The 22,338-nt window shown below is 42.2% G+C and carries 24 protein-coding genes, 1 pseudogene and 1 riboswitch; of the genes and pseudogenes, 19 read left to right on the top strand and 6 right to left on the bottom strand.

Annotated elements, in window-relative coordinates:
• Nucleotides 1-8 precede the first annotated feature (8 nt).
• The 5 genes from comGG (at nucleotide 9) to ptsP (ending at nucleotide 3,565) form a co-directional block, all read left to right on the top strand.
• Nucleotides 9-344 (top strand): competence type IV pilus minor pilin ComGG, encoded by a 336-nt coding sequence (comGG, locus tag AB685_RS04355; protein ID WP_047969280.1) that lies wholly within the window; start codon nucleotides 9-11, stop codon nucleotides 342-344.
• Between the two features lie 154 nt (nucleotides 345-498).
• Nucleotides 499-1,014, top strand: coding sequence for a shikimate kinase (locus AB685_RS04350; RefSeq protein ID WP_047969279.1), 516 nt, complete (start codon nucleotides 499-501; stop codon nucleotides 1,012-1,014).
• 31 nt (nucleotides 1,015-1,045) lie between these two features.
• On the top strand, nucleotides 1,046-1,234 hold the full coding sequence (locus tag AB685_RS04345; protein ID WP_047969278.1) for a YqzE family protein: 189 nt from the start codon (nucleotides 1,046-1,048) through the stop codon (nucleotides 1,232-1,234).
• 346 nt (nucleotides 1,235-1,580) lie between these two features.
• Nucleotides 1,581-1,847, top strand: coding sequence for a phosphocarrier protein HPr (locus AB685_RS04340; RefSeq protein WP_047969277.1), 267 nt, complete (start codon nucleotides 1,581-1,583; stop codon nucleotides 1,845-1,847).
• Entirely contained in the window at nucleotides 1,847-3,565 is a 1,719-nt protein-coding gene (gene ptsP, locus AB685_RS04335) for a phosphoenolpyruvate--protein phosphotransferase (RefSeq protein WP_047969276.1), read from the top strand. Before AB685_RS04340 ends, ptsP begins: the two co-directional genes overlap by 1 nt.
• Before the next feature lie 222 nt (nucleotides 3,566-3,787).
• Here ptsP and AB685_RS30835 read toward each other — a convergent pair whose 3' ends face one another.
• Nucleotides 3,788-3,973 carry a hypothetical protein gene (locus tag AB685_RS30835; protein ID WP_128755795.1) on the bottom strand — a complete coding sequence of 62 codons (186 nt, stop codon included), beginning with the start codon at nucleotides 3,971-3,973 and terminating at the stop codon, nucleotides 3,788-3,790.
• A 69-nt stretch (nucleotides 3,974-4,042) separates the two neighbouring features.
• Between AB685_RS30835 and AB685_RS04330 the strand changes: the two genes are divergently transcribed.
• The 3 genes from AB685_RS04330 (at nucleotide 4,043) to lepB (ending at nucleotide 6,718) form a co-directional block, all read left to right on the top strand.
• The gene (locus AB685_RS04330; RefSeq protein ID WP_047969275.1) at nucleotides 4,043-5,269 is read left to right on the top strand and encodes an aminopeptidase; all 1,227 of its coding nucleotides are present in this window, start codon (nucleotides 4,043-4,045) and stop codon (nucleotides 5,267-5,269) included.
• Between the two features lie 125 nt (nucleotides 5,270-5,394).
• Nucleotides 5,395-5,961, top strand: coding sequence for a sigma-70 family RNA polymerase sigma factor (locus AB685_RS04325; RefSeq protein ID WP_047969274.1), 567 nt, complete (start codon nucleotides 5,395-5,397; stop codon nucleotides 5,959-5,961).
• Nucleotides 5,954-6,718: a signal peptidase I gene (lepB, locus tag AB685_RS04320; protein ID WP_047969273.1), complete on the top strand. Its 765-nt coding sequence runs from the start codon at nucleotides 5,954-5,956 to the stop codon at nucleotides 6,716-6,718. The genes AB685_RS04325 and lepB overlap by 8 nt, the downstream gene beginning before the upstream one ends.
• A 72-nt stretch (nucleotides 6,719-6,790) precedes the next feature.
• Here lepB and AB685_RS04315 read toward each other — a convergent pair whose 3' ends face one another.
• Complete coding sequence (locus AB685_RS04315) at nucleotides 6,791-7,975, bottom strand: oxalate decarboxylase family bicupin (RefSeq protein ID WP_128755794.1); 1,185 nt, start codon at nucleotides 7,973-7,975, stop codon at nucleotides 6,791-6,793.
• 88 nt (nucleotides 7,976-8,063) lie between these two features.
• Between AB685_RS04315 and AB685_RS32025 the strand changes: the two are divergent.
• From AB685_RS32025 to AB685_RS04295, 5 genes and pseudogenes are all read left to right on the top strand, one after another.
• Nucleotides 8,064-8,504, top strand: a pseudogene (locus AB685_RS32025) (GNAT family N-acetyltransferase); the annotation flags it as partial.
• A 33-nt stretch (nucleotides 8,505-8,537) separates the two neighbouring features.
• On the top strand, nucleotides 8,538-8,972 hold the full coding sequence (gene aac(6') / locus AB685_RS32020) for an aminoglycoside 6'-N-acetyltransferase (RefSeq protein WP_347230864.1): 435 nt from the start codon (nucleotides 8,538-8,540) through the stop codon (nucleotides 8,970-8,972).
• Nucleotides 8,973-8,976: 4 nt separating this feature from the next.
• A complete protein-coding gene (locus tag AB685_RS04305) occupies nucleotides 8,977-9,729 on the top strand; it encodes a class I SAM-dependent methyltransferase (RefSeq protein WP_047969271.1) in 753 nt (250 codons plus the stop codon).
• A gap of 11 nt (nucleotides 9,730-9,740) precedes the next feature.
• Nucleotides 9,741-10,175 carry an NUDIX domain-containing protein gene (locus AB685_RS04300; RefSeq protein WP_047969270.1) on the top strand — a complete coding sequence of 145 codons (435 nt, stop codon included), beginning with the start codon at nucleotides 9,741-9,743 and terminating at the stop codon, nucleotides 10,173-10,175.
• 103 nt (nucleotides 10,176-10,278) lie between these two features.
• The gene (locus AB685_RS04295; protein ID WP_047969269.1) at nucleotides 10,279-11,145 is read left to right on the top strand and encodes an AraC family transcriptional regulator; all 867 of its coding nucleotides are present in this window, start codon (nucleotides 10,279-10,281) and stop codon (nucleotides 11,143-11,145) included.
• 120 nt (nucleotides 11,146-11,265) lie between these two features.
• Here AB685_RS04295 and AB685_RS04290 read toward each other — a convergent pair whose 3' ends face one another.
• Nucleotides 11,266-11,994: a hypothetical protein gene (locus AB685_RS04290; RefSeq protein ID WP_053073720.1), complete on the bottom strand. Its 729-nt coding sequence runs from the start codon at nucleotides 11,992-11,994 to the stop codon at nucleotides 11,266-11,268.
• Nucleotides 11,995-12,167: 173 nt separating this feature from the next.
• Between AB685_RS04290 and AB685_RS04285 the strand changes: the two genes are divergently transcribed.
• On the top strand, nucleotides 12,168-12,470 hold the full coding sequence (locus AB685_RS04285) for a DUF5658 family protein (protein WP_047969268.1): 303 nt from the start codon (nucleotides 12,168-12,170) through the stop codon (nucleotides 12,468-12,470).
• Nucleotides 12,471-12,552: 82 nt separating this feature from the next.
• On the opposite strand, the gene AB685_RS04280 is transcribed toward AB685_RS04285, so the two are convergent.
• Together AB685_RS04280 and AB685_RS04275 are read right to left on the bottom strand one after the other, a co-directional pair.
• Nucleotides 12,553-13,371, bottom strand: coding sequence for a YqhG family protein (locus AB685_RS04280; protein WP_047969267.1), 819 nt, complete (start codon nucleotides 13,369-13,371; stop codon nucleotides 12,553-12,555).
• Complete coding sequence (locus tag AB685_RS04275) at nucleotides 13,349-15,046, bottom strand: SNF2-related protein (protein ID WP_047969266.1); 1,698 nt, start codon at nucleotides 15,044-15,046, stop codon at nucleotides 13,349-13,351. The genes AB685_RS04280 and AB685_RS04275 overlap by 23 nt, the downstream gene beginning before the upstream one ends.
• A 269-nt stretch (nucleotides 15,047-15,315) precedes the next feature.
• A riboswitch (glycine riboswitch) is annotated at nucleotides 15,316-15,415 on the top strand.
• Nucleotides 15,416-15,611: 196 nt separating this feature from the next.
• Between AB685_RS04275 and gcvT the strand changes: the two genes are divergently transcribed.
• The 4 genes from gcvT to AB685_RS04255 all read left to right on the top strand — a co-directional run bounded on the left by gcvT (nucleotide 15,612) and on the right by AB685_RS04255 (nucleotide 20,582).
• Entirely contained in the window at nucleotides 15,612-16,715 is a 1,104-nt protein-coding gene (gene gcvT / locus AB685_RS04270) for a glycine cleavage system aminomethyltransferase GcvT (protein ID WP_047969265.1), read from the top strand.
• 254 nt (nucleotides 16,716-16,969) lie between these two features.
• Nucleotides 16,970-18,316 carry an aminomethyl-transferring glycine dehydrogenase subunit GcvPA gene (gene gcvPA, locus AB685_RS04265; protein ID WP_047969264.1) on the top strand — a complete coding sequence of 449 codons (1,347 nt, stop codon included), beginning with the start codon at nucleotides 16,970-16,972 and terminating at the stop codon, nucleotides 18,314-18,316.
• Nucleotides 18,313-19,779 (top strand): aminomethyl-transferring glycine dehydrogenase subunit GcvPB, encoded by a 1,467-nt coding sequence (gcvPB, locus tag AB685_RS04260; RefSeq protein ID WP_047969263.1) that lies wholly within the window; start codon nucleotides 18,313-18,315, stop codon nucleotides 19,777-19,779. Before gcvPA ends, gcvPB begins: the two co-directional genes overlap by 4 nt.
• A 308-nt stretch (nucleotides 19,780-20,087) precedes the next feature.
• Complete coding sequence (locus AB685_RS04255; protein WP_047969262.1) at nucleotides 20,088-20,582, top strand: DinB family protein; 495 nt, start codon at nucleotides 20,088-20,090, stop codon at nucleotides 20,580-20,582.
• Between the two features lie 48 nt (nucleotides 20,583-20,630).
• Here AB685_RS04255 and AB685_RS04250 read toward each other — a convergent pair whose 3' ends face one another.
• On the bottom strand, nucleotides 20,631-21,011 hold the full coding sequence (locus AB685_RS04250; RefSeq protein WP_047969261.1) for a rhodanese-like domain-containing protein: 381 nt from the start codon (nucleotides 21,009-21,011) through the stop codon (nucleotides 20,631-20,633).
• A 172-nt stretch (nucleotides 21,012-21,183) separates the two neighbouring features.
• Between AB685_RS04250 and AB685_RS04245 the strand changes: the two genes are divergently transcribed.
• Nucleotides 21,184-22,020, top strand: a complete 837-nt coding sequence (locus tag AB685_RS04245) for a biotin/lipoate A/B protein ligase family protein (protein ID WP_047969260.1) — start codon at nucleotides 21,184-21,186, stop codon at nucleotides 22,018-22,020.
• Nucleotides 22,021-22,338 lie beyond the last annotated feature (318 nt).

The raw sequence follows: 22,338 nt of genomic DNA, 5'->3' as shown, positions 1-22,338 counted from the left end.
TTACACTTATGATGAGCGTTCTATTTTCTGCGTTTTTATTGCATCAGATTGAAAACTACCGTTTGGAAAAATTATTTTACCACGAATCCGACCAGCAGCTTGAATTGGAAGTGATGATGAAATACACATGGGACACTATTCATGAGGAGTTGAAAGAGGAAAAACATGTATTAACTGCGGATATTGTTTTTCCAACAGGAAATGCTTTGGTCACTACAAGAGACCTTGGTCCAGAAGTGGAAATTATTATTGTATGTTCAACCCAAAAAGGGAGGGAGTACAAAGCAACTATTTTGTACGATAAAGAGAACTATAAGGTGCGGGCTTGGTATGAAACCATTTAAATTATGTAACTAATTGGTGTTTCAGAAAGTGCTTCCTTCCTAAGGAGGGGGCACTTTTTTGAATAGGTAGAGGTGGAGGACAAGCCGTGTTTCAACTATAATAAATAAAAACAGAGGAATTATGGGTTTTGGTAACGAAAGAGAGGCAACGATAATGAAGAGCATCTATCTTACAGGATTTATGGGAGCGGGAAAAACGACAATTGGACAATCATTGGCACAAAGGCTTGATCTCCCTGTATATGACACCGACTCGGTAATTGAGCAGAAGATGGAAATAATAATAAAGGATATCTTCGAACAATACGGAGAGAGACACTTTCGCGAGTTGGAAACAAAAACGTTGCAGGACATTCCAGTAAATAACGCCATTGTAACGACTGGTGGAGGAATTGTTACTAGTCAATCGAACATTGATTGGATGAAGGAAAACGGCTGCATGATATTTCTGCACGCAGATCCGGAGGTCATTTGGAGTCGTCTGGAAAGTGATATAACAAGGCCCCTTGTGCAACAAAGAGAGAAAGAAGAGGTTCTGGAACTTTTTAAGTCACGGCTACCTCTTTATCGCCAAGCGCACCTAACGGTAGATACAACCGGGCTGACATTGGAAGAGGCCACAGAATCCGTACATAAAGCGATTAAAATATGGAACAACAGTCAACACTAAAGGCAAAAGATTTCTTTGGTGGTGGATGGCAATGAAAACAAACGACTATGTAAAATATGTGACACAACAGCTGGTCACGTATATGGATCAACCGAAAGAAGTGAAGCGAGAGCAAAAGCAAATCAGAAAACAGGAACGTTCTCCGATAGCTTTTCAGCTATTTGGGGTTATCCCTTACGCAATCATGATGCTCTTCAAAAAGAAAAAGAATGGAGTATAAGTCAAAAGTATTGCCAAGCTTTTGTTTTTTATGCTACAATCTCAACGGACAGTTAAGAAGCGTTCAACTACTTGTTAATGCAAATGCTTTCAACATAGATAAGAACTTTGCGTGTTACTGATACGATCAGGCATGAGTGAAGCGGTTTTGATCAATACTAAGGGGACAAGTGTACCCTTTTATAGAGACGAACCCCTTTCTCATGCCTTTTTCTATACTCTTTTCTACATATTCATCGCGATTAATGGTGAAAGCTACAGGGTATAGGAATAAAGGGAAACAAGGTTCTTTTAGTTGAATGGTTTCTGAATGAAAAATACACATATCCCAAAGGAGTTTGATTACAATGGCAGAAAAAATATTCAAAGTAACAGCAGATTCAGGAATTCACGCACGTCCAGCTACTCAATTAGTACAAACGGCAGGCAAGTTCGATGCGGACGTTAACCTTGAGTACAATGGTAAATCTGTAAACCTGAAATCCATCATGGGTGTAATGTCTTTAGGAATCCCTCAAGGTGCGGAAATTAAAATCGTTGCAGAAGGTTCTGATGAGAGCGAGGCAATTTCCGCAATTGGAGAAACTTTGAAATCAGAAGGGTTAGGGGAATAATGTCAAACACGATCCAGGGAATACCTGCTTCCAGCGGGATTGCCATTGCGAAAGCATATCGTCTGGAAAACCCGGAACTTTCCGCGGAAAAAAAGACAATCGACAATGCCCAAGCGGAAGTGGAAAGATTTGAAAAAGCAGTAGAAATCTCTAAAACGGAATTGGAAAAAATCAAGGAGCACGCACACAAGGAGCTTGGAGCGGACAAGGCTGAAATATTTTCTGCCCACCTGCTTGTATTAAGTGACCCAGAACTTTTAAATCCAATTAAAGATAAAATTATAAGCGACAATGTGAATGCTGAGTTCGCATTAGATGAAACAGCTGGCATGTTCATCAATATGTTCGAGCAGATGGACAATGAGTACATGAAGGAGCGTGCAGCGGATATCCGCGACGTGACAAAACGTGTGCTGGCACATTTATTGGGTGTTACTGTGTCCACCCCGGCACTTATTTCGGAAGAAGTTATCATTATTGCGGAAGATTTGACGCCATCAGATACGGCTCAACTTAACCGTCAATTTGTAAAAGCATTTACGACTGATATCGGTGGACGCACGTCTCACTCTGCTATCATGGCACGTTCTATGGAAATTCCAGCAGTAGTTGGATCAAAGAATGTCATGGAAACCATTCAAAATGACACGATGGTTATTGTCGATGGTTTAGATGGGGTGGTAATCGTTGATCCGACCGAAGACGAAATTGCTACTTACAAGGAAAAGCAACAAAAACATGAAGAGCAGAAAAAAGAGTGGGCAAAGCTTGTAAACGAGAAGAGTCTTTCTTCTGACGGACAAGAAGTCGAACTTGCTGCAAATATCGGAACGCCAAAAGATGTGAAGGGTGTTCTTGCCAATGGCGGAGAAGGCGTCGGTCTTTACCGTACAGAATTCTTATACATGGGCAGAACCGAACTTCCAACAGAGGACGAGCAGTACAAAGCCTATAAAGAGGTTCTTGAAAGCATGGAAGGAAAGCCAGTTGTAGTCCGCACATTGGACATCGGTGGAGATAAAGAACTTCCTTATCTGAACCTTCCTAAAGAAATGAACCCATTCCTTGGATTCCGTGCAATTCGCCTTTGCTTAGAGGAGCAGGATATCTTCCGTACCCAGCTTCGTGCATTATTGCGTGCTAGCTCTTATGGAAACCTGAAAATCATGTTCCCAATGATAGCGACATTGGACGAGTTCCGCCAAGCAAAAGCAATTCTAATGGAAGAAAAAGAAAAGCTTGTGAAGAACGGTACGACTGTAAACGAAAATATCGAGATTGGTATCATGGTGGAAATTCCATCTACTGCAGTACTTGCTGATATTTTCGCAAAAGAAGTTGATTTCTTCAGTATCGGAACAAACGACCTGATTCAATACACAATGGCAGCCGACCGTATGAACGAGCAGGTTTCCTATCTGTATCAGCCATACAACCCGGCAATCTTACGCCTAGTGGATAATGTCATCCAAGCTGCACACAAAAACGGCAAATGGGCCGGCATGTGTGGAGAAATGGCTGGCGATCCAATCGCGATTCCAATTCTTCTTGGACTTGGATTGGACGAGTTCAGCATGAGTGCGACATCCATCTTACCTGCACGAAGCCAATTGCGTGGCATCTCCAAGGAAGAAGCTGCTTCCTACCGTGAAGAGATCTTGAGCATGGGTACAGCAGAAGAAGTGGTGGAATTTGTTAAAGAGAAGTTTAATGTGTAAGCATTGAAATATTGTAAGAAGCTGACTTTCCCTTGGGGGAGGTTGGCTTTTTTTGTTTTCTGTCGGTATGAATTGTTTAGCAGGTTAGACTGAAAATTCGCAGTTATGATAAGGCTCGCATCAGGGAAAATGATTATCTCTTGCAAAGTTTTATCGAAAAATGAGGACAATTTAATATCTTTCCATTGATTTCCCCCATTAAAAACCAATTTCTCGTCATTATCAAGCACCATTCCCACCACTTGCGCTGCCAATCCCTCCACTTACAGTATCTGTTCCCCCCATATGATTTTTAATTCCCCCACAACATTTCGTTTTCCCCCCAATCGAAAAGGTTTTCCAACCATAAGTAGATGTTTCCCCCCCACAAATCGTCATAATCCCCCCATAACCCCAAAAATGTTCCATCAAGTCTACATTCTACAACCGAGATCCTATGATACAATAATCTCATCGACCATAAGGAGGTAATACTTAGTGATACAAGAAAAATTGACCAGATATGCTGAGCTTGCGTTGAAAGTTGGGATTAACCTGCAACCCAACCAGCCGCTTGTTATAAATGCACCAATATCAGCCGCACCTTTTGTCAGGGAGGTTGCAAAAATTGCGTACAAGCTAGGTGCTAAATACGTACATACAGAATGGAACGATGAACAGTTAACGAAAATTACATATGAAACGGCCTCAACCGAGTCTCTCAGGCATGTTCGAGAGTGGAAAGTTAGAGGAATGGAAGAGATGGCGGAAGAAGGAGCGGCATTTATGTCAATCGTTGCTTCCAATCCAGATCTTCTGAAAGACGTTGACCCTGAAAGAGTGTCCATTTCTAATAAGGCACAGGCAAAAGCCATGCAAAACTACAGAAAATACATTCAAACTGCCAAAGTCAGCTGGGCAATCGTTTCCGTGCCGTCACAGGAATGGGCAGCCAAGCTTTATCCGGAAAAGTCTCCGGAAGAACAAGTTGCAAGCCTTTGGGAAACTATTTTCCAAGTAACGCGAATAAATGAAAACGATCCTGTAGAAGCGTGGAACAAGCACATAAAAACCTTGCAAGAAAAGCTGCAAGTGCTGAACACGAAAAAATACAAAAAGCTTCATTACAAAGCACCAGGAACAGACCTGACCATCGAGCTTCCAAAAGAACAAGTTTGGCTTGGCGGTGGAATGAACAACGACCAAGGAACTTACTTTGTTCCTAACCTTCCAACAGAGGAAGTCTTTACGGCACCTGTCAAAACAGGAATAAACGGAGTGGTAGCTTCCACAAAACCGTTAAACCTTAACGGCAACCTTGTTGACAACTTCTCCCTCACATTCAAGGACGGAAAAGTGGTGGAGTTTTCTGCGGAGCAAGGTTATGAAGTGTTGAAAAAGCTTTTAGAAACCGATGAAGGAGCACTTCATTTAGGTGAGGTGGCGCTTGTACCGCACAGTTCACCAGTCTCCAAACAAGAAGTGATTTTCTATAATACACTGTTTGATGAAAATGCCTCTTGTCACTTGGCACTAGGCTCGGCCTACCCAATCAATATTGAAGGCGGAGCAAAAATGAGCAAGGAAGAGCTAGAAGCAAAGCGAATCAATACGAGTATGATTCATGTTGACTTCATGATTGGTTCAGAAAAGTTGAGCATTGATGGGGAAACGGCAGACGGAGTCAAAGAAACAATAATGACTGATGGAGAATGGGCCATCTAAATACAGAGCGGGGGAATTTCTTTTTTAAAAAAGAAGTTCTCCTGCTTTTTCTTTTGGTAAAATTAAAAGAAAGATTTTCCAAACTTCAGAGGGAGTAGTGTCGTCTAACTCTCATAAGTGAATGAATGGAAGAGAGGGTGAAGGCAGCCTTGGAAGAACCTTTGGATGTTATTGACCATAAAGAAAGACATCTGGAAAATGTCATGAATCAATATGGAAATAGTATTGTAAAATTGGCATATTCCTATGTGAAGGATTTTAATAAAGCTGAAGATATTTCACAGGAGGTATTTATAACCTATTTCAATAATCTGGATAGTTTTCGTGGCGAGTCCAGTGTGAAAACCTATCTTTACAGGATCACCATCAATAAATGTAAGGATTATTTGAAAAGCTGGAACTTTAGAAAAGTGAAGATTTCTGAAATGTTTGGCATGATGATTGCGGACCATACAAGTACACCTGAACAAACGGTTATAGAAAAAGAGCATAATATTGATTTGGCGGAATATGTGTTAGCCCTACCTTTGAAATATAGGGAAGTCGTTTTCCTCTTTTATTATGAGGAACTTAGCTTGAAGGAGATCAGCAGTTTTCTTCATACCAACCTCAGTACTGTCAAGACAAGACTGACTAGAGGGAAAGAGCTATTGCGAGTTCACTATACGGATGGAGGTAGGGGTAATGATTGAACAAGAGTTGAAGCAACTTCGAAAAAAGATGGATACTACTATATTCCAACAAGCGTCTTTTTCTGAAAATCGTAAACAAGCTGTATTCCAAAATATAAGTAAAGAACCTTCCAAAAGGAAATCGGTCATCCTTACATTTGGATTAGTGATGTCACTTTGTGTCTCTTTGTTGTTGGTGGTACTTATTATCAAGCCGTTTTATGAGCCGACCTCTTCCGTAATTACTGATCCAATTACTTCGCCTGACATTGATAGAGTAGTGTATGAAGAGGACATGATGTTATATGAATGGCATAGTGATGCCATGGATAGAGGAGATCATCATTTCTATAAGGATCTTCTTGTCATTGATCCGGCCTTTTATGAAGTGAATAGGGTGAGCCGTGGGGATGTTGTGTATTATACCTATCCTGAAGAGGTGAAAATCGATCCAAGTATGGTTGATAAGTACAATGAACCCAAAAATATATCAAGGATTGTGGGGTTGCCTGGAGAAACAATTCAATTGAAAGATGCTCAAATATATATTGATGATAAGAAGTTAGATGCGTTTTATGGAAGAGGTCTGGATAATGTTTATAATCGTCCATTATTTGAGGATTCGAAAGAATATGATACAGAAAAATTCACCATACCTGAGGATCATGTCTTCGTCCTGGGGGATGCCTGGTGGAGAAGCTTTGATAGCAGAAATTTCGGAGCGGTTCCGTTGGAAAATATAAACGGGAAGGTTTTAGGCTACCGGAAGTGGAAGTAATATTAGAGGTTATAGACGTGGAGACAAAAAAGAACCCACTCAGTATTAACAAAGGGGGCTCTCCATCAATCTCTAATTATTCTTCAGCTTATACGTATAAGGCGGAAACCTCACTACAGGCTCCTTTTCCTTCCGTATGTTCTTTGTAAAAGAGGAACTGACATTAACATTACTTTCCACCAGCTGTCTTGGTGTCAGTGCCATCCATTGGGCCAGGGAAACGTCCTCAAACCGGTCGCTTTTGAACATTTCGAGGAACCAGACCGTTTCATCACCTGTGTTCTGGATGTAGTGTCCAGTCGCAAAGGGGACGTAACCGACATCGCCGGCCATATAATCAAAGGTTCGGGCGGTCCCGTCCCCGAGGAAGACGGTCATGCGTGCTTTTCCGGTAAGGTAATATTGCCACTCATCGTTGTTCGGGTGCCAGTGTAGTTCCCGCATTCCACCGGGTTTTACTTCGACGAGGGCGGCGGCAACAGTTTTGGATATTTTGAAAACGGTGGAATCGACAATACGCACGGAACCGCCTGAAAACTCTAGTGGCGGTTGTTTTAGCATTTCATATTTGAACGGCAGGGGTACTTTTCCGTTAGGCGACTGGACAGCCTGTGTTTCAAGAGGTCCTGGCACCTCGCTTTGGTAGATATATAGCTGCCCTTTTGGACGGTCGTCAAATATGTTCTCGGGAACACCGAAATTAGCAGATAACACTTCTTTTGGAGTATGGGCGAACCAGTCGGAGATGGAGAGCGTGCTTAAATCGGAAAAATCACCGGAGTCAAAAACCAAAAGGAATTCACAATGTTCCAATCCTTGAATGGAATGGGGAATGCCAGGTGGAAAATACCACAAGTCACCAGGTCCGACATCAGCAATGAAATTCTTTCCGTTCTGGTCTACAGCTGTAATGCGGGCGCGGCCGAGTATCATATAGGACCATTCCGCCTCTTTGTGCCAATGAAGTTCCCTGACACCACCGGCGGTCAGACTCATATTTACACCAGCCAACGTGGTGGCGATGGGAAGCTCTCTGACCGTTATTTCTCTGGACCATCCACCATGTTTCAGAATCATAGATGTATCCGAGAAGGAGAAACGCAGATTTGGAACGATACCAGCATCCGTTTTGGGTGGCACCAGCAGATCAGGATTCTGTAGATCTCTCAATACATTTCGGGGACCGAGGTCTAATGCTCCTGCGCCATCGCTTCTTATGGGTTGGGGGATCCGTTTATCTATTTTATTTTCAGTCATCTTAATCACCCTTCATAAAAAATAATGGGAAAATACACACTATTCTATTGGTATGAAGAAAACTAAAAAATAGAAGAGAGACAAATTCATGAAAATTACATTACGACAAATAACAGCGGAAAATTGGCAAAAAGCGATTCAATTAAAAGTATCAGAGGACCAACAAAACTTCGTGGCATCCAACCTCTATTCGCTTGCACAGGTACAATTTTTACTGGACTTTAAAGCAATGGGAGTTTATGCGGAAGAAGAGATGGTGGGGTTTGCGATGTATGGGATTGATCCAGATGACGGGAATTACTGGATCTACCGACTAATGATAGACGAAAAATCACAAGGGAAAGGATTTGGAAAAGAAGCACTTTATGAGGTGCTGAAGGACATAAGAAACACAAACTCCACAGCCATTCCATTTGTCGTGCTTGGCTATGAACCGAACAACCAGGTAGCAAAAAAGATGTATGAGAATGCTGGTTTTGTAGAAACGGAAATAGCTTCGTGGGGGGAGCAACTCGCTAAGTTGGAACTTAGCACATTTAATGAAAACAAGGAGTCTAACGTAGTGGAAGCTTTGAGCGATCATAAGGAGTATTACACCGAAATGGCCTTAGATCTCTGGCCGGAAAGCACAGCGGAGGAACTTCATGAATCTTTTCATGAAATCATGGCTTCCAATCGGGACAAAATTTTATTTTACCGCTTAGGTTCCGAGTTTGTATCCTTCATTCATCTCTCCATCAGAGTGGATTATGTGGAGGGAACAGAATCCTCTCCGACAGGGTATATAGAAGGGGTATATGTGAAGCCAGAGCATAGAAGGAAAGGATACTCTGGGAAGCTAGTGGGAATTGGAAAACAATGGTTGAAACAGAAGGGCTGCAAGCAAATTGGTTCGGACATCCATTTGGATAACCATGTAAGCTATGATTTCCACATTGGGATGGGGTTTAAGGAATCAAGTAGATTAATTGCATTTATTAAAGACATAAAGGGGTAGTCATATGAATCATCTATTGGAAAGCAATCGCAAAAGTTGGGACAAGGTTGCACATTATTTTAACGGGGTGGATGCCCTGCCGAGTTATGGGCCGTTTTCACAGACGGAAGATGAATTGAAACTATTGGATGACCTGAAAAATAAAAAGGTGTTGGATATTGGTTTTGGGAGTGGTCATTCCTTAAAATATATGGCGGAGGTAAAACAAGCAGGCGAACTTTGGGGAGTGGATCTTTCTACTCAACAGAAACTTACTGCCGAAAAGACACTCAAAGGACATGCTCCTCGCTTATACTGTGCCGCGATGGAACAAGAAATAGACCTTCCAAAAGATTATTTCGATTGTGTCTATTCTATTTATGCTTTGGGATGGACAACGGATTTGACGGCAACCTTGAAGTTGATTCATTCTTACCTGAAAGAAAACGGAAGCTTCCTTTTCAGCTGGGACCATCCTTTATATGCTCATATAAAAAGTGAGAACGGCATCATGACACTTGAAGGCTCTTACCAGCAAGAAGGCCTGCACACCTTTGAAAAATTCAAAGGAGAAGATGCACCGATGACCATCCATACAAGAAAACTGGCAACCTACATAAACGAACTGATTCAAGCGGGCTTTACCATTGAGAAGGTAGTGGAAAGTGATGTGGGAGCTAGATATAAAGATGAGGAAGCCCCAGAATTGGACCGCTACTACTCTCTTTATAAGACTCGCAAGTTTCCATCGACACTAATTATTAAAGCCAGAAAATAAGGGGGATTATAATGTTTTGCATTAATGTGGAAGGTGCTGTGTACAGAGGGGACAAATGGCTGATGATTGAGCGGAGCCACAAAGAAGAGCATGCAGCTGGAATGCTTTCTTTTGTTGGAGGAACGGTCGATAAAGAAGGAGCTTCCTCTGATATTTTGGAACGGACCTTGAGACGAGAGTTGATGGAGGAAGTAGGCATCAGCGTTCAGGAAAAGATGACGTATGTGCGAAATACCTCTTTTGTTTTGGCGGATGGTCGGGAGGTAGTGGACATTGTCTTCCTATGTGAATGGCAGAGTGGAGAGCCTTATCCGAAAAGTCCGGATGAGGTAGAGGCCGTTCATTGGATGACGACCGAGGAAATAGTGGACCATCCGATGACTGAATCTTATTTACATGACAATATCAGAGAAGCGGATCGGTTGAGAACGAAGATGACGGTATAGAATGGAAAGTCATCCGCTTCAAATAACCTGTCACAACTGAGCACAAACGAACAGGAAATCAATCGTTTCCGTTGATAGGATAGACATAAGGAGTGAGGGCAATATGGCGTTGGTGGAATCGATTCAACGAGCAATCGAATATATGGAAGAGAATCTGTTGGAGGATATTTCAATAAAGGATATAGCTCGGCAGGCGAATGTTTCTTCCTTTCATTTTCAACGGACGTTCGGATTGCTGACAGATACCTCCGTTGCCGAATATCTGAGGAGGCGAAGGTTGACTCTTGCTGCACAAGATCTACTTACAACCGACAGTAAGATCATCGACATAGCCTACAAATATGGCTACGACACTCCCGAGGCTTTCACGAAAGCATTTCGCAGGCAACACGGCACTTCTCCAACCGAAGTGCGGAGGCATGAAGGGAAGCTGCAAACTTATAACCGCCTGGTCATCCAGGTGACATTGGAAGGGGCAGAACCGATGAAGTATAGTGTAGTGAACAAAGAGGCATTTACAGTGGCTGGGAAAAAGCGAAGATTTTCCTGTACCAACGATGAGCAGTCAATGGAGATTCCGAAGTTCTGGCAGGACGTGAATCAAGAAGGGTTCACAGATATGTTATTTACGTTAAATAATGGTCCGATTAAAGGAGTTCTTGGTGTATGTGAAGGAACCACCGAAGAAATGAAAACGGAGCAAGTGATGGACTACTGGGTATCTGCAGCCATGGAGGGTGACATCCCAGATGAATTGGAAAGGTTAGAGATTCCTGCTTCAAAATGGGTAGTCTTTGAAGTGCATGGTCCGATGCCACATGCCATGCAGGACACGTGGAAGCGCATCTTCTCGGAGTGGTTTCCATCTAACAGCTACGAGCATTCTGGTGCTCCTGATTTCGAATTGTACACAGATGATGATCCTTCGAGTCCAGATCTTTACTCGGAGATCTGGATACCGATCAAATAGAATACTAGTAGAGTGGGTCCACCTTAACGGACGTATATACCCGAAAGGTGGCTTCCCGGTTTCTGAAAAATAGAAAGGAGTGTGCGCTAGACCATTGGTTTAGCACTCACTCCTTTTCTCTTAATCAGCTGATTCATCCTTCTTTATATAACTTTCTACCTCATCAGGCAGCAGTGCAACATCCCATGGGTACCAGAAATAGTGTTTTCCATCATGCTGGATCATCTGTAGAAATGCTACAGGATCGTCTGTGTAGAAAACAAGTTCATATACGGAAGGGTCCCGATCCGTGGATTCAGGTTCATAGCCTTGCTCCTTATCGCTAATATTCAATATGGCAATTAAACCATCAAGTTCTTCTTGTTCTTCTAATACCGACGTTAGAGTCGGATCTTCTGGATTAGCCACATCATATATCTCGATTTTCTTTACTCTTTCAAGAGGAATGTCTTCAAAATTCCATCCGTACTCATATTTATCATCTTCAAGTGGATAGTACAAGGAATAACCATTTATTATATCTGAATCCTTTATTGCAAGTAGTTCCGAATCTCCCTTCACCTCATATATCTCGGTTCCTATCTCATGAAAAGCTGCGTCCCCGTCCTTGGTCTTATAATTTGGATTCCTCACTACATCTGCTACTTTATATTGTACGGTTCCCATATTTTCCCCTATGTACGATTCATCAGAAATAGCTCCAGAATAGATGCGATTGTATTCCACCCCATCCCAAATGACAAAATCCACCCAATCAATCACAGTCTGAGATGAGATAGGTCCATTTTGAATTGGATTACATCCGGACACAATGATTAAAAGTATTAATAATACAGTAATCTTTTTCATGAAACTACACCCCCTTCATCTATTGGACGAATAAAATCAGAATTGGTTTCTATCAATATGGATAAAATAGAAAATATTACAAATATATAGTTCTTAAAAAAGAACAAATCGGTTGCTATATAAAGAACGAAAAAGGTATAATTGTTCTTATAAATGAACGAGGGGGTAGGGGGATGGTCAGGAAATTATTAATCGCGCTGCTCATTTTGAATATATTTGATGGGGCCGCCACCTACTACGGACTGCACTTCCAACTAATTGAAGAAGGAAATCCTCTAATGAAAGCCCTCTATGAAACAAGCCCCCTTCTATTTATTTCCTTTAAATTAGGAATTTCGTTAATGTTATTGTTATTCATCAAAAGAAATCTGACACTGAGATCGTTCGTTTTGAAAGTGTTGAGTGTGGCTGCGGTTTGCGGCTATAGCATGGTCACCTTCCTACATATGTACTGGATTTTCTATTATTGGAGCTGAATTCTATTTCGAAATCAAAAAAATGGGGCGTCCCTATTGCCTCTAACATTAGTAGGACCACGCAAAATACACAATGGTAGGTTCATCTACCATTGTGTATTTTGTTTATAAAACCCTGACTTAAATAGAAAAGTCCTCCGTTAATAATCGTTACATGAATCTTCGGCTCATACTGCTCCTGTAGAGCCTTCTTCTCCGTTTCGAACGCTTCAGGCTTTTCTTCGTCATCTTCATAAAAATGCTGTAAAAGCTGAAGGTCCTTTTCCCATCTTTTTCTCGCTTCATCTGCCCATTGGTGATCCTGGCTTGCGATAAATCCATTCACATAATGCTCAAGCCTTGATAGTCCACTAGCAGGCATGATGATAGGGGTCATTGTGAAACAGAAATCAGGTATTTTGGGTGTAAGGTTCATCCTTCCTACCTCTTCTTGGAACCGTTCCAAAATGGTCCCCGTAATCAGGTGAATCCCTAGCGACATGATCACGTCCTTCTTGCGATCACATTGATAGCTTACTTTCATATTCACATTCAGCCAGGGATGAAGCGGAAGATGCCCCGCACCGTTATGCGCCTGAACATTTTCATACAGTCTGATATACCCTGCAAGACTCTTTGTGGACTCGAAAATCTGATGCATCCTAGGGGATCCAAAATGGACATGGTCCCCTTTAAGGTCTTCTGGTGCCTGGTTACTGTCGGTAATCAACGTCATTTTCATCGGATTCGGCACTCCGCCCGTTTTTTCAAGATAGTGCCAATAAAATGGACGGTTCATCAGTTCCTTGTCCATATCAATGGTCAACTGAACGGCGAGATGACTATTTGTATTCTCGACTATCTCACAGCTGTTTGCTGTAAAATAACGCTCCAAAAACCTATGAATTTCCCGCTGCTGCATGTGGTTCTTCCTCCTTTTTCATCTGATCGGCAAATTCAATGATAGATGAGAGGTTTTCCATTTTGATTTTCATTTCACCCTCGGACTTGGAGTGGAGCATGATATCTTGAATATGCTCTTCCAGGTTCTTGATCTCCATCTTCGTCAAGATATCATCCAGCTCCCCGATGACACGCTCGAACAGGTTTATCTTTTCATAGAGCAGCTTTAGTATATGCTCTTCGACGGTGTTGCTTGTGGCGAAATTGTAGATATGAACATCCCGTTCCTGTCCAAGCCTGTGAATGCGTCCAATTCGCTGCTCCAGCCTCATCGGATTCCAAGGAAGGTCATAATTGATGATATAGTTACAGAACTGAAGGTTGATTCCTTCGCCTCCCGCCTCGGTTGCAATCAATACCTGTACATGATTTTTGAACAGCTCCCGCATCCAATCCTTTTTCCCGCGCTTGAAGCCGCCTCGGAACGGAACGGAGGTAATGCCGTTCTGCTTCAGGAACCATTGAAGGTACATCTGAGTGGCTCTGTATTCCGTGAAGATAATGACTTTGTCATTCACTTTACGGATCAGCTCTAACACTTTTTCCGCTTTAGAATTCCGTCCAACCAGGTCAATCTTTTCAAAAATATTAAGCAGTCCCTGCGACGGTTGGTAGTGTGGATTTTCTTGCTGCTTTCTCTCTATCATGTTCTTTACCGTATAATAAACGGCCTCTCTGCTACTGCATGCCTCCCGCTGTAACGTCATGATTGAGAATTGGCTGGTAATAGGTACATAAGGATCGACCTTCAATTGATTAATCGCATCATATAAATCCTGTTCCTCTTTGGTAAATTCGATGATGCACGACTCCACATTCCGCTTAGGCCAATCAATTCCAGTGTCACCACGTCTGTTCCGGATCATCACCTTGTTAACGAGCTCTTTTAAGTATTCATCATTATCAAGCTTGCGGTTTTTTGCACGAAACACCTCGGCAAAATTGCTCTCACTCCCCAAATGACCAGGTTTAAGGAGGGACACCAAATTGAATATCTCCTCGACCTTATTTTGGATCGGTGTGGCAGTTAATAAAAGGCAGAACTTCTTCTTCAGATTCTGCACAAATTCATAGTTTTTGGTTTTATTGTTTTTCAGTTTATGAGCCTCATCTATAATCACCATGTCATACTCCAGGCTGTTGATGATTTCACGGTGCGGACTCCGCTTTGCAGTATCAATCGAAGAGACGACCACATCACACTGCTCCCACACATAGCTCTTACGCTGTGCGATTGCAGGAATGTAGAATTTCTGATTCAATTCGATGGCCCATTGGGAGACAAGGGAAGCCGGTACGAGAATCAATACCTTCTTGACCAATCCGCGAATCATATACTCCTTTAAAACGAGGCCAGCTTCAATCGTTTTTCCAAGCCCTACCTCATCGGCAAGTATTGCTTTCCCATTCATTTCTTCTACCACATTTTTGGCTACTTCCAACTGGTGGGGAAGTGGTGTCAGCTGTGGCAGGTGGAAAGGAGCGAGCAAACCTTCAAACTCAGGGATGCTAAGATGGTTTTCCACTTCCAATGCTAGTTTGAATAATTCGGAATTTGCCCAAGGTCCATCATCTGTCATGCGTTTCAGCAGTTCCTCCTGCCACTCCTTATCAAAAACAATCTCTACATTCATCGCTGTGCATCCTTTCTGAATTATCCAATTTATAGTATGTTGCAAAAGGATAGCGTTTTCATTAGTAAATATTGATAAATCAATTGTTTAAAGCCGAACATTTAGCTATATAAAAATAATAATGATAAGTGTTTTTGTATTGCCAGATTCCTTTGTCTAATGGTAGGATAATAGTGAGCTTTGAAAGACGATTTACCTAACAAAATAAACATGAATGTTGTAGCTTCATATTTAGTATGACCATGTTTGAAAAAAATATTATATTGCGAATGAGAACAAGGGGAGAGCCTGTCCAAAAATTTGTGGCAGCGCCGAAGGAGCAAGCAGACTAAATGTGAATCTCTCAGGCAAAAAGACTCTTGTTGGACGCAACTCTGGAGAGCGTTTATTCATGTTCTGCATGGAAAAACCACCAAAGGGGAAAGCCTTCTACATAAGGTAAACTTTCAGGTGCAAGGGACAGAGAACTCTTTTTGAAAAAGGAGTTTTTCTGTCCTTTTTTTGAGCAGAAAAGGTAAATAAGTAGGTTTAAATTCTTTTGGTTAGTAAAAGGAGGAGAAAAGTAATGACTGAACTTAAAAGAACACCTTTATATGAAGTGTATAAAGAGAATGGTGCCAAAACAATCGATTTTGGTGGATGGGATCTGCCGGTTCAATTTTCAAGTATTAAAGAGGAGCACGAAGCGGTACGTACCAAAGCCGGTTTATTTGATGTATCCCATATGGGAGAAATTGATGTAAAAGGAAAAGACAGTCTTGCTTACCTACAGAAAATGATGACAAATGATGTTTCCAAACTGAAAGACGGTGGCGCGCAGTACACAGCGATGTGCTATCCGGACGGAGGAACAGTGGATGACTTGCTTATTTATAAAAAAGCGGACGAAGATTACTTGCTTGTCGTGAATGCATCCAATATTGAAAAAGATTTTGATTGGTTAAAAAGCCATGCCACAGAAGAAGTGGAAGTAACGAATATCTCTGAAAGCATCGCACAGCTGGCGATTCAGGGCCCTTTAGCAGAGAAAGTCCTTCAAAAGCTGACAAGCACAGACCTTTCAACAATCAAGTTTTTTAAATTTAATGAAAAGGTAGATATCAATGGTGTATCTGCACTTGTTTCTAGAACCGGGTACACAGGAGAAGACGGATTTGAAATTTACTGTCAGCAGGAAGATGCTGTTCAGCTATGGAACACATTGCTTGAGGCCGGCAAAGAAGATGGACTTGTACCTTGCGGATTAGGGTCCCGTGATACGCTTCGCTTTGAAGCAAATCTAGCTCTATACGGCCAGGAACTTACAAAGGATATTACACCGCTAGAGGCAGGTATAGGTTTTGCAGTAAAAACGAACAAAGAAGAAGATTTCTTAGGAAAAGAAGTATTGAAAGAACAAAGAGAAAACGGTGCCCCTCGACGGATAGTGGGAATTGAAATGATCGACAAAGGAATTCCACGACACGGCTATGAAGTGTTTGTCGGGGATAAGAAAATCGGAGAAGTGACCACTGGTACACAGTCTCCTACCTTAAAGAAAAATATCGGCCTGGCGCTAGTGGATAAAGAATTCACGGAGCTTGATACCGAAGTGGAAGTACAGGTGCGCAAAAAACGTCTGAAAGCGAAAGTGGTCAAAACACCTTTCTACCAACGACCAAAAAACTAGACACTTTTTATAAAAGGTACTTCTTCTAACTTTGTAGTTTTAAAAGAAGTTAGACGAACAAGTGGATTGGAGCGGAAGGCACTCGACTCCAGCGGGAGATAGAGGGAAACGGGAGACCCCGCAGGCTTGCCGAGGAGGCTCCCGGCCCTCCCCGTGGAAGACGAGTGCCTGCAGCGTAAAGAAACGGTCAAACTTTTAAAGCAGTTTATAACATGAAATTAAAAACCCAAAACGAACCGGAGAGGGGAACTCACATGAAACATCGTTATTTACCGATGACAGACCAAGACATTCAGGAAATACTGCAAGTAATCGGTGTAGAAAACATACAAGAACTATTCTCGGATATCCCTGAAAGCGTCCGCTTTGACGGAGAACTAAAAATCAAAAAGGCAAAATCTGAATCAGAATTGATGCGTGAGCTTACTGATATGGCAGCGAAGAACAAGGATTTACGCAAACACGCATCCTTCTTAGGAGCTGGCGTTTACGATCACTATATGCCTGTCATCGTGGACCATGTCATTTCCCGTTCTGAATTTTACACAGCCTATACACCTTACCAGCCTGAGATTTCACAAGGGGAGCTGCAAGCAATCTTTGAATTTCAGACGATGATTTGCGAATTGACTGGCATGGATGTGGCAAACTCCTCCATGTATGACGGTCCAACAGCCTTTGCAGAAGCGGCGATGCTTGCATGCGGTCATACCAAAAAGAAGAAAGTGCTAATTTCAGGCGCTGTACATCCTGAAGCAAAAGCGGTGGTTACATCGTATGCCAAAGGTCAATATGTGGAAGTGGTAGAAATTCCAACGAAAAACGGAGTGACCGATGTCGCTGCACTAGAAGAAATGATGTCCAGTGACGTTGCGGCAGTAATGGTTCAATATCCGAACTTCTTCGGTCAAATCGAACCTCTTCAAGAAATTGAAAAGCTTGCTCATACAGATAAGGGAATGTTCGTTGTTTCCTCCAACCCATTGGCACTTGGAGCATTGACACCTCCAGGAAAATTCGGCGCTGATATTGTAACTGGTGATGCACAGCCATTCGGTATCCCGACTCAATTCGGTGGACCGCACTGTGGTTATTTTTCAGTAACATCCAAATTGATGCGTAAGGTTCCTGGTAGATTAGTAGGACAAACAGTGGACGAGGAAGGCCAACGCGGATTTGTTCTGACGCTTCAAGCACGTGAACAACATATCCGCCGTGACAAAGCTACTTCCAACATTTGCTCAAACCAAGCATTGAACGCACTTGCTGCCTCTGTTGCCATGACGGCACTTGGCAAAAAAGGTGTGAAGGAAATGGCCGTACAAAACATCCAAAAAGCGCAATATGCTAAGCGTACATTAGAAGCGGCGGGGCTTGAAGTAACATTCACCGGAGCATTCTTTAACGAATTTGTCGTGAAGTTGTCCACTCCAATCAAAGAAGTCAACCGCAAGCTTCTCGAAAAAGGTTTGATCGGTGGTTATGACTTGGGTACTTACTATCCTGAGCTTGAAAACCATATGCTACTTGCCGTAACGGAATTGCGTACAAAAGAGGAAATCGACACACTAGCGAGAGAAATGGGGGCTCATCAACAATGAAAAAGCAAAATCAACCACTCATTTTTGAAATGTCCAGAGAAGGTCGTATCGGATACAGCCTGCCTGAAAACGATGTACCAGAAGTAGATTTAGCGGAACTTTTCCCTGCTGAATTCATCCGCGAGGAAGCACCGGAACTACCGGAAGTTTCCGAGCTTGATATTATGCGCCATTATACAGCGCTGAGTAATCGTAACCACGGGGTGGATTCCGGCTTCTATCCTCTAGGTTCATGTACGATGAAATATAATCCGAAAATAAACGAAAACGTTGCACGATTCCCAGGATTCGCGCATATCCACCCACTTCAGGACGAATCAACTGTCCAAGGTGCATTGGAATTGATGCATGACCTGCAGGAACACCTAATTGAAATCACTGGAATGGACGAAGTAACACTTCAACCTGCAGCAGGAGCACATGGTGAGTGGACAGGACTTATGATGATCCGTGCCTTCCATGAAGCGAACAACGATCATAACCGTACAAAAGTAATCGTTCCTGATTCCGCACACGGAACAAACCCGGCATCTGCAACAGTAGCCGGTTTTGAAACTATTACCGTAAAATCCGACGAGAACGGCTTAGTAGACCTAGAGGATCTTCGCAGAGTGGTAGGGAAAGATACGGCTGCATTGATGCTGACCAACCCGAACACGCTTGGACTATTTGAAGAAAACATTCTTGAGATGGCCAGCATTATCCATGATGCAGGCGGAAAGCTCTATTACGATGGAGCGAACCTGAATGCGGTATTGAGCAAGGCACGCCCTGGGGACATGGGCTTTGATGTGGTTCACTTGAATTTGCACAAAACATTTACAGGTCCTCACGGCGGCGGTGGACCAGGTTCCGGTCCGGTTGGTGTAAAAGCGGATCTGATCCCTTATTTGCCAAAACCGCAAGTGGTGAAAAAAGAAGACGGCACATTCGGTTTCGATTACGATCGTCCGGATTCAATCGGCCGTGTGAAACCTTTCTACGGAAACTTTGGCATCAACGTTCGTGCGTACACTTATATTAGAAGTATGGGGCCGGATGGACTGAAAGCAGTAACAGAATATGCTGTACTGAATGCGAACTACATGATGCGTCGCCTTGCAGAGCATTATGACTTGCCGTTTGACAGACATTGCAAACATGAATTTGTATTGAGTGGTAAGCGTCAGAAAAAGCTTGGCGTTCGTACATTGGATATCGCCAAACGCCTGCTTGACTTCGGCTACCACCCGCCAACCATCTACTTCCCATTGAATGTGGAAGAGTGTATCATGATCGAGCCGACGGAAACCGAATCAAAAGAAACATTGGATTCCTTCATCGAAGCGATGATCCAGATTGCGCGTGAAGCGGAAGAAAATCCAGAAGTGGTGCAAGAAGCACCTCACACTACAGTGATTAAGAGATTGGATGAAACGTTAGCGGCGCGTAAGCCTGTGTTGCGCTATAAGAAGGAAGCGTAAATATTGTTTTGATTGGAGAGGACAGGGACGCCTGTTCTCTTTTTTTTGAAGTTGAAAACTTGCTAAAGTGGTGAAATTGCATGTTTGTGTCGAATTATTGATATAATCGAATTTTTGTTGATATATCGTGAAAATTATTGATAAAACTCAAAAATTATTGATATATTGAAATTTTTACTGATATATTCCATATTTTATAGATATCCGTAACATTCAATCCGCCTTACATTCACCCTCCACCACTTATCACTTCTCAAACTCCCCAAAAACCCTTAAGATATAACTAGAAACAAAGGGAGGGAACGCAAATGTACTATGAGCAAACCTATAAAGCAAGAGAAAAACTGCTGGAACTATTAGATGGGATCTCAGAAGAACAACTGCACCAAAAGCACGAAAACTTATGGACCGTCTCTCAAAACGTTGAACACCTTTACCTAATCGAAAACAAAATTACAAACGGCTTAAGAAAAGCGATTGAAGTGAAAAATGAAGTAGAAGAGAAAGAATTGAATCTTGCAAAAATGCTCTCTAATAGAACATATAAAGTGGAAGCGCCAGAAGACATCACACCATCTGAACACCCATATACGAAAGCAGAATTAGTCGATCTGTTGGAGCAATCCAGAAACAACCTTAACACCTTCATCCAGGAAGTGGACGAAGAAGCTTTACATAAATACGGGTTCAATCATCGTTGGATTGGCGATCTCTCCGCACAGCAATGGGTACAATTAGTTGGATTCCATGAGCGTCGTCATATTGACCAGATCAACGAGACGTTAAACCACACCGTCCAATAAACAAAAAAGAGCACTGGCAGTAACTCTCTCTGCAAGTGCTCTTAACTATTAATTCTTCGTTCTGATTTTACCGCCCCAGCGCTTGAACCCACCTTTAAGTTGATAAAGCTGTGTATAGCCTTTGCGTTTCAGCATATGAGCTGCGCGGCCACTGCGCATGGTGTTCTGGCAATAAATATAGATTGGTTGATCTGGACGAACCTCTTTGATTCTCATTTTAAGCTGAGATAGAGGAATGTTTCTTGCGCCCAAGATGTGTCCGCCATCATACTCTTTCGTTTCACGAACATCAATCAGTTGAGCTTTACGGTAACCAGCGCGAAATTCTTCTTCCGTTAAGGTTGTTAGAATTTTACGTTGGTAGATGAACATGATCACTGAATAGACAATAAATGCTGCCAAGATTCCTAACGTTACGTATAAAGCCAAACTAGACAACCCCTCTTTTTCTTTTTCTACCAAAGTATATTATATAAAAGCTCGACCAAAATGTCATCCTTTTCTACTATCTACATTAAAAAACTGCCAAGCTTTAACTTTGTAATTGCAAGGGAGTTTTGGTAGACTAATTCATCATACAGAAATAAATGAGGTACATATCATGACGAAAGAAATCTGGAGGTTTATTGATTCAAAGGATCAATCACCTGCATTTAACATGGCGCTAGATGAAGCATTACTAGATTGGCACAGTGAAGGGAAAATTCCGCCAACCATCCGTTTTTATGGCTGGAATCCGCCGACATTATCAGTTGGATACTTTCAAAAAGTAGAAAAAGAAATAAATATGGAACGAGTGAAAGAAGCCGGGCTCGGATTTGTCAGAAGACCTACCGGCGGACGTGGGGTTCTACACGACAAGGAATTGACGTATAGTGTCATCGTCTCTGAAGAACATCCAGAAATGCCGAAAACGGTGACAGAAGCGTACCGGGTAATATCTGAAGGGATCCTCGAAGGCTTCAAAGCACTTGGGTTGGATGCATACTTCGCTATCCCAAGAACGGAAGAGGAAAAGCAAGGGCTGAAAAATCCCCGTTCTGCCGTGTGCTTCGACGCACCGTCCTGGTATGAGCTTGTTGTGGAGGGAAGAAAGGTCGCAGGAAGTGCCCAGACCCGTCAAAAGGGTGTGATCCTTCAGCACGGCTCCATTCTTCTCGAGATTGATGAAGACCTACTATTCAGTCTGTTCAACTACCCAAGTGAACGAGTAAAGGAACGCATGCAGAAGAATTTCAAAAATAAAGCGGTGGCGATCAATGCCCTTAGGGAAACCCCCGTCACGATTGAGGAAGCAAAAAAAGCATTCTATGAAGGATTCGAAAAGGGATTGAACATCACTCTCGAACCACATGAGCTGACAGAAGCGGAACTCGCGGAAGTTCATGCCATCATGGAAAAGAAATATTCTACCGATGAGTGGAATTATAAAAGATAACGAGGAGCATATTTCTCGTTATCTTTTTGTTTTGCACTACATGTAGTAGGGTAGTGAACAAGGTCGACTATATGTGTAAGTGTCAAATAAATAAATATAAAAATTTTTTTCGTCAAAAAGGAAGGATATTCTTAAAACGTTGATATATAAGCCTCGCTATATTTCGTAAAAATGCGCAAGCGACAAAAAAAGTCATTATTAATGAAAATTAGAATATTATCTTCGTTTCTCTTGATATTCCTCATGAAATTGACGCTTTTACAATTTGACAAATTTAGATTTTTTCTGCGCAAAATCAATATATAGTAGTGTCGAAAA

Source organism: Bacillus sp. LL01, from assembly GCF_001037965.1.
The sequence above is the reverse complement of the archived record's forward strand: the minus strand, read 5'-3'. Positions and strand labels throughout refer to the sequence as shown.

Bases quoted from the DNA above. Each gene is read 5' to 3' on its own strand.
- AB685_RS04315 (WP_128755794.1), bottom strand. From the start codon at position 7,975: ATGACTGAAAATAAAATAGATAAACGGATCCCCCAACCCATAAGAAGC.
- AB685_RS04325 (WP_047969274.1), top strand. From the start codon at position 5,395: ATGGAAGAGAGGGTGAAGGCAGCCTTGGAAGAACCTTTGGATGTTATT.
- AB685_RS04350 (WP_047969279.1), top strand. From the start codon at position 499: ATGAAGAGCATCTATCTTACAGGATTTATGGGAGCGGGAAAAACGACA.
- AB685_RS04275 (WP_047969266.1), bottom strand. From the start codon at position 15,046: ATGAATGTAGAGATTGTTTTTGATAAGGAGTGGCAGGAGGAACTGCTG.
- AB685_RS04300 (WP_047969270.1), top strand. From the start codon at position 9,741: ATGTTTTGCATTAATGTGGAAGGTGCTGTGTACAGAGGGGACAAATGG.
- gcvPA (WP_047969264.1), top strand. From the start codon at position 16,970: ATGAAACATCGTTATTTACCGATGACAGACCAAGACATTCAGGAAATA.
- AB685_RS04345 (WP_047969278.1), top strand. From the start codon at position 1,046: ATGAAAACAAACGACTATGTAAAATATGTGACACAACAGCTGGTCACG.
- comGG (WP_047969280.1), top strand. From the start codon at position 9: ATGATGAGCGTTCTATTTTCTGCGTTTTTATTGCATCAGATTGAAAAC.
- AB685_RS04280 (WP_047969267.1), bottom strand. From the start codon at position 13,371: ATGCAGCAGCGGGAAATTCATAGGTTTTTGGAGCGTTATTTTACAGCA.
- AB685_RS04340 (WP_047969277.1), top strand. From the start codon at position 1,581: ATGGCAGAAAAAATATTCAAAGTAACAGCAGATTCAGGAATTCACGCA.
- AB685_RS04295 (WP_047969269.1), top strand. From the start codon at position 10,279: ATGGCGTTGGTGGAATCGATTCAACGAGCAATCGAATATATGGAAGAG.
- AB685_RS04305 (WP_047969271.1), top strand. From the start codon at position 8,977: ATGAATCATCTATTGGAAAGCAATCGCAAAAGTTGGGACAAGGTTGCA.
- lepB (WP_047969273.1), top strand. From the start codon at position 5,954: ATGATTGAACAAGAGTTGAAGCAACTTCGAAAAAAGATGGATACTACT.
- AB685_RS04245 (WP_047969260.1), top strand. From the start codon at position 21,184: ATGACGAAAGAAATCTGGAGGTTTATTGATTCAAAGGATCAATCACCT.
- AB685_RS04285 (WP_047969268.1), top strand. From the start codon at position 12,168: ATGGTCAGGAAATTATTAATCGCGCTGCTCATTTTGAATATATTTGAT.
- gcvPB (WP_047969263.1), top strand. From the start codon at position 18,313: ATGAAAAAGCAAAATCAACCACTCATTTTTGAAATGTCCAGAGAAGGT.
- AB685_RS30835 (WP_128755795.1), bottom strand. From the start codon at position 3,973: ATGGAACATTTTTGGGGTTATGGGGGGATTATGACGATTTGTGGGGGG.
- AB685_RS04290 (WP_053073720.1), bottom strand. From the start codon at position 11,994: ATGAAAAAGATTACTGTATTATTAATACTTTTAATCATTGTGTCCGGA.
- AB685_RS04255 (WP_047969262.1), top strand. From the start codon at position 20,088: ATGTACTATGAGCAAACCTATAAAGCAAGAGAAAAACTGCTGGAACTA.
- gcvT (WP_047969265.1), top strand. From the start codon at position 15,612: ATGACTGAACTTAAAAGAACACCTTTATATGAAGTGTATAAAGAGAAT.
- ptsP (WP_047969276.1), top strand. From the start codon at position 1,847: ATGTCAAACACGATCCAGGGAATACCTGCTTCCAGCGGGATTGCCATT.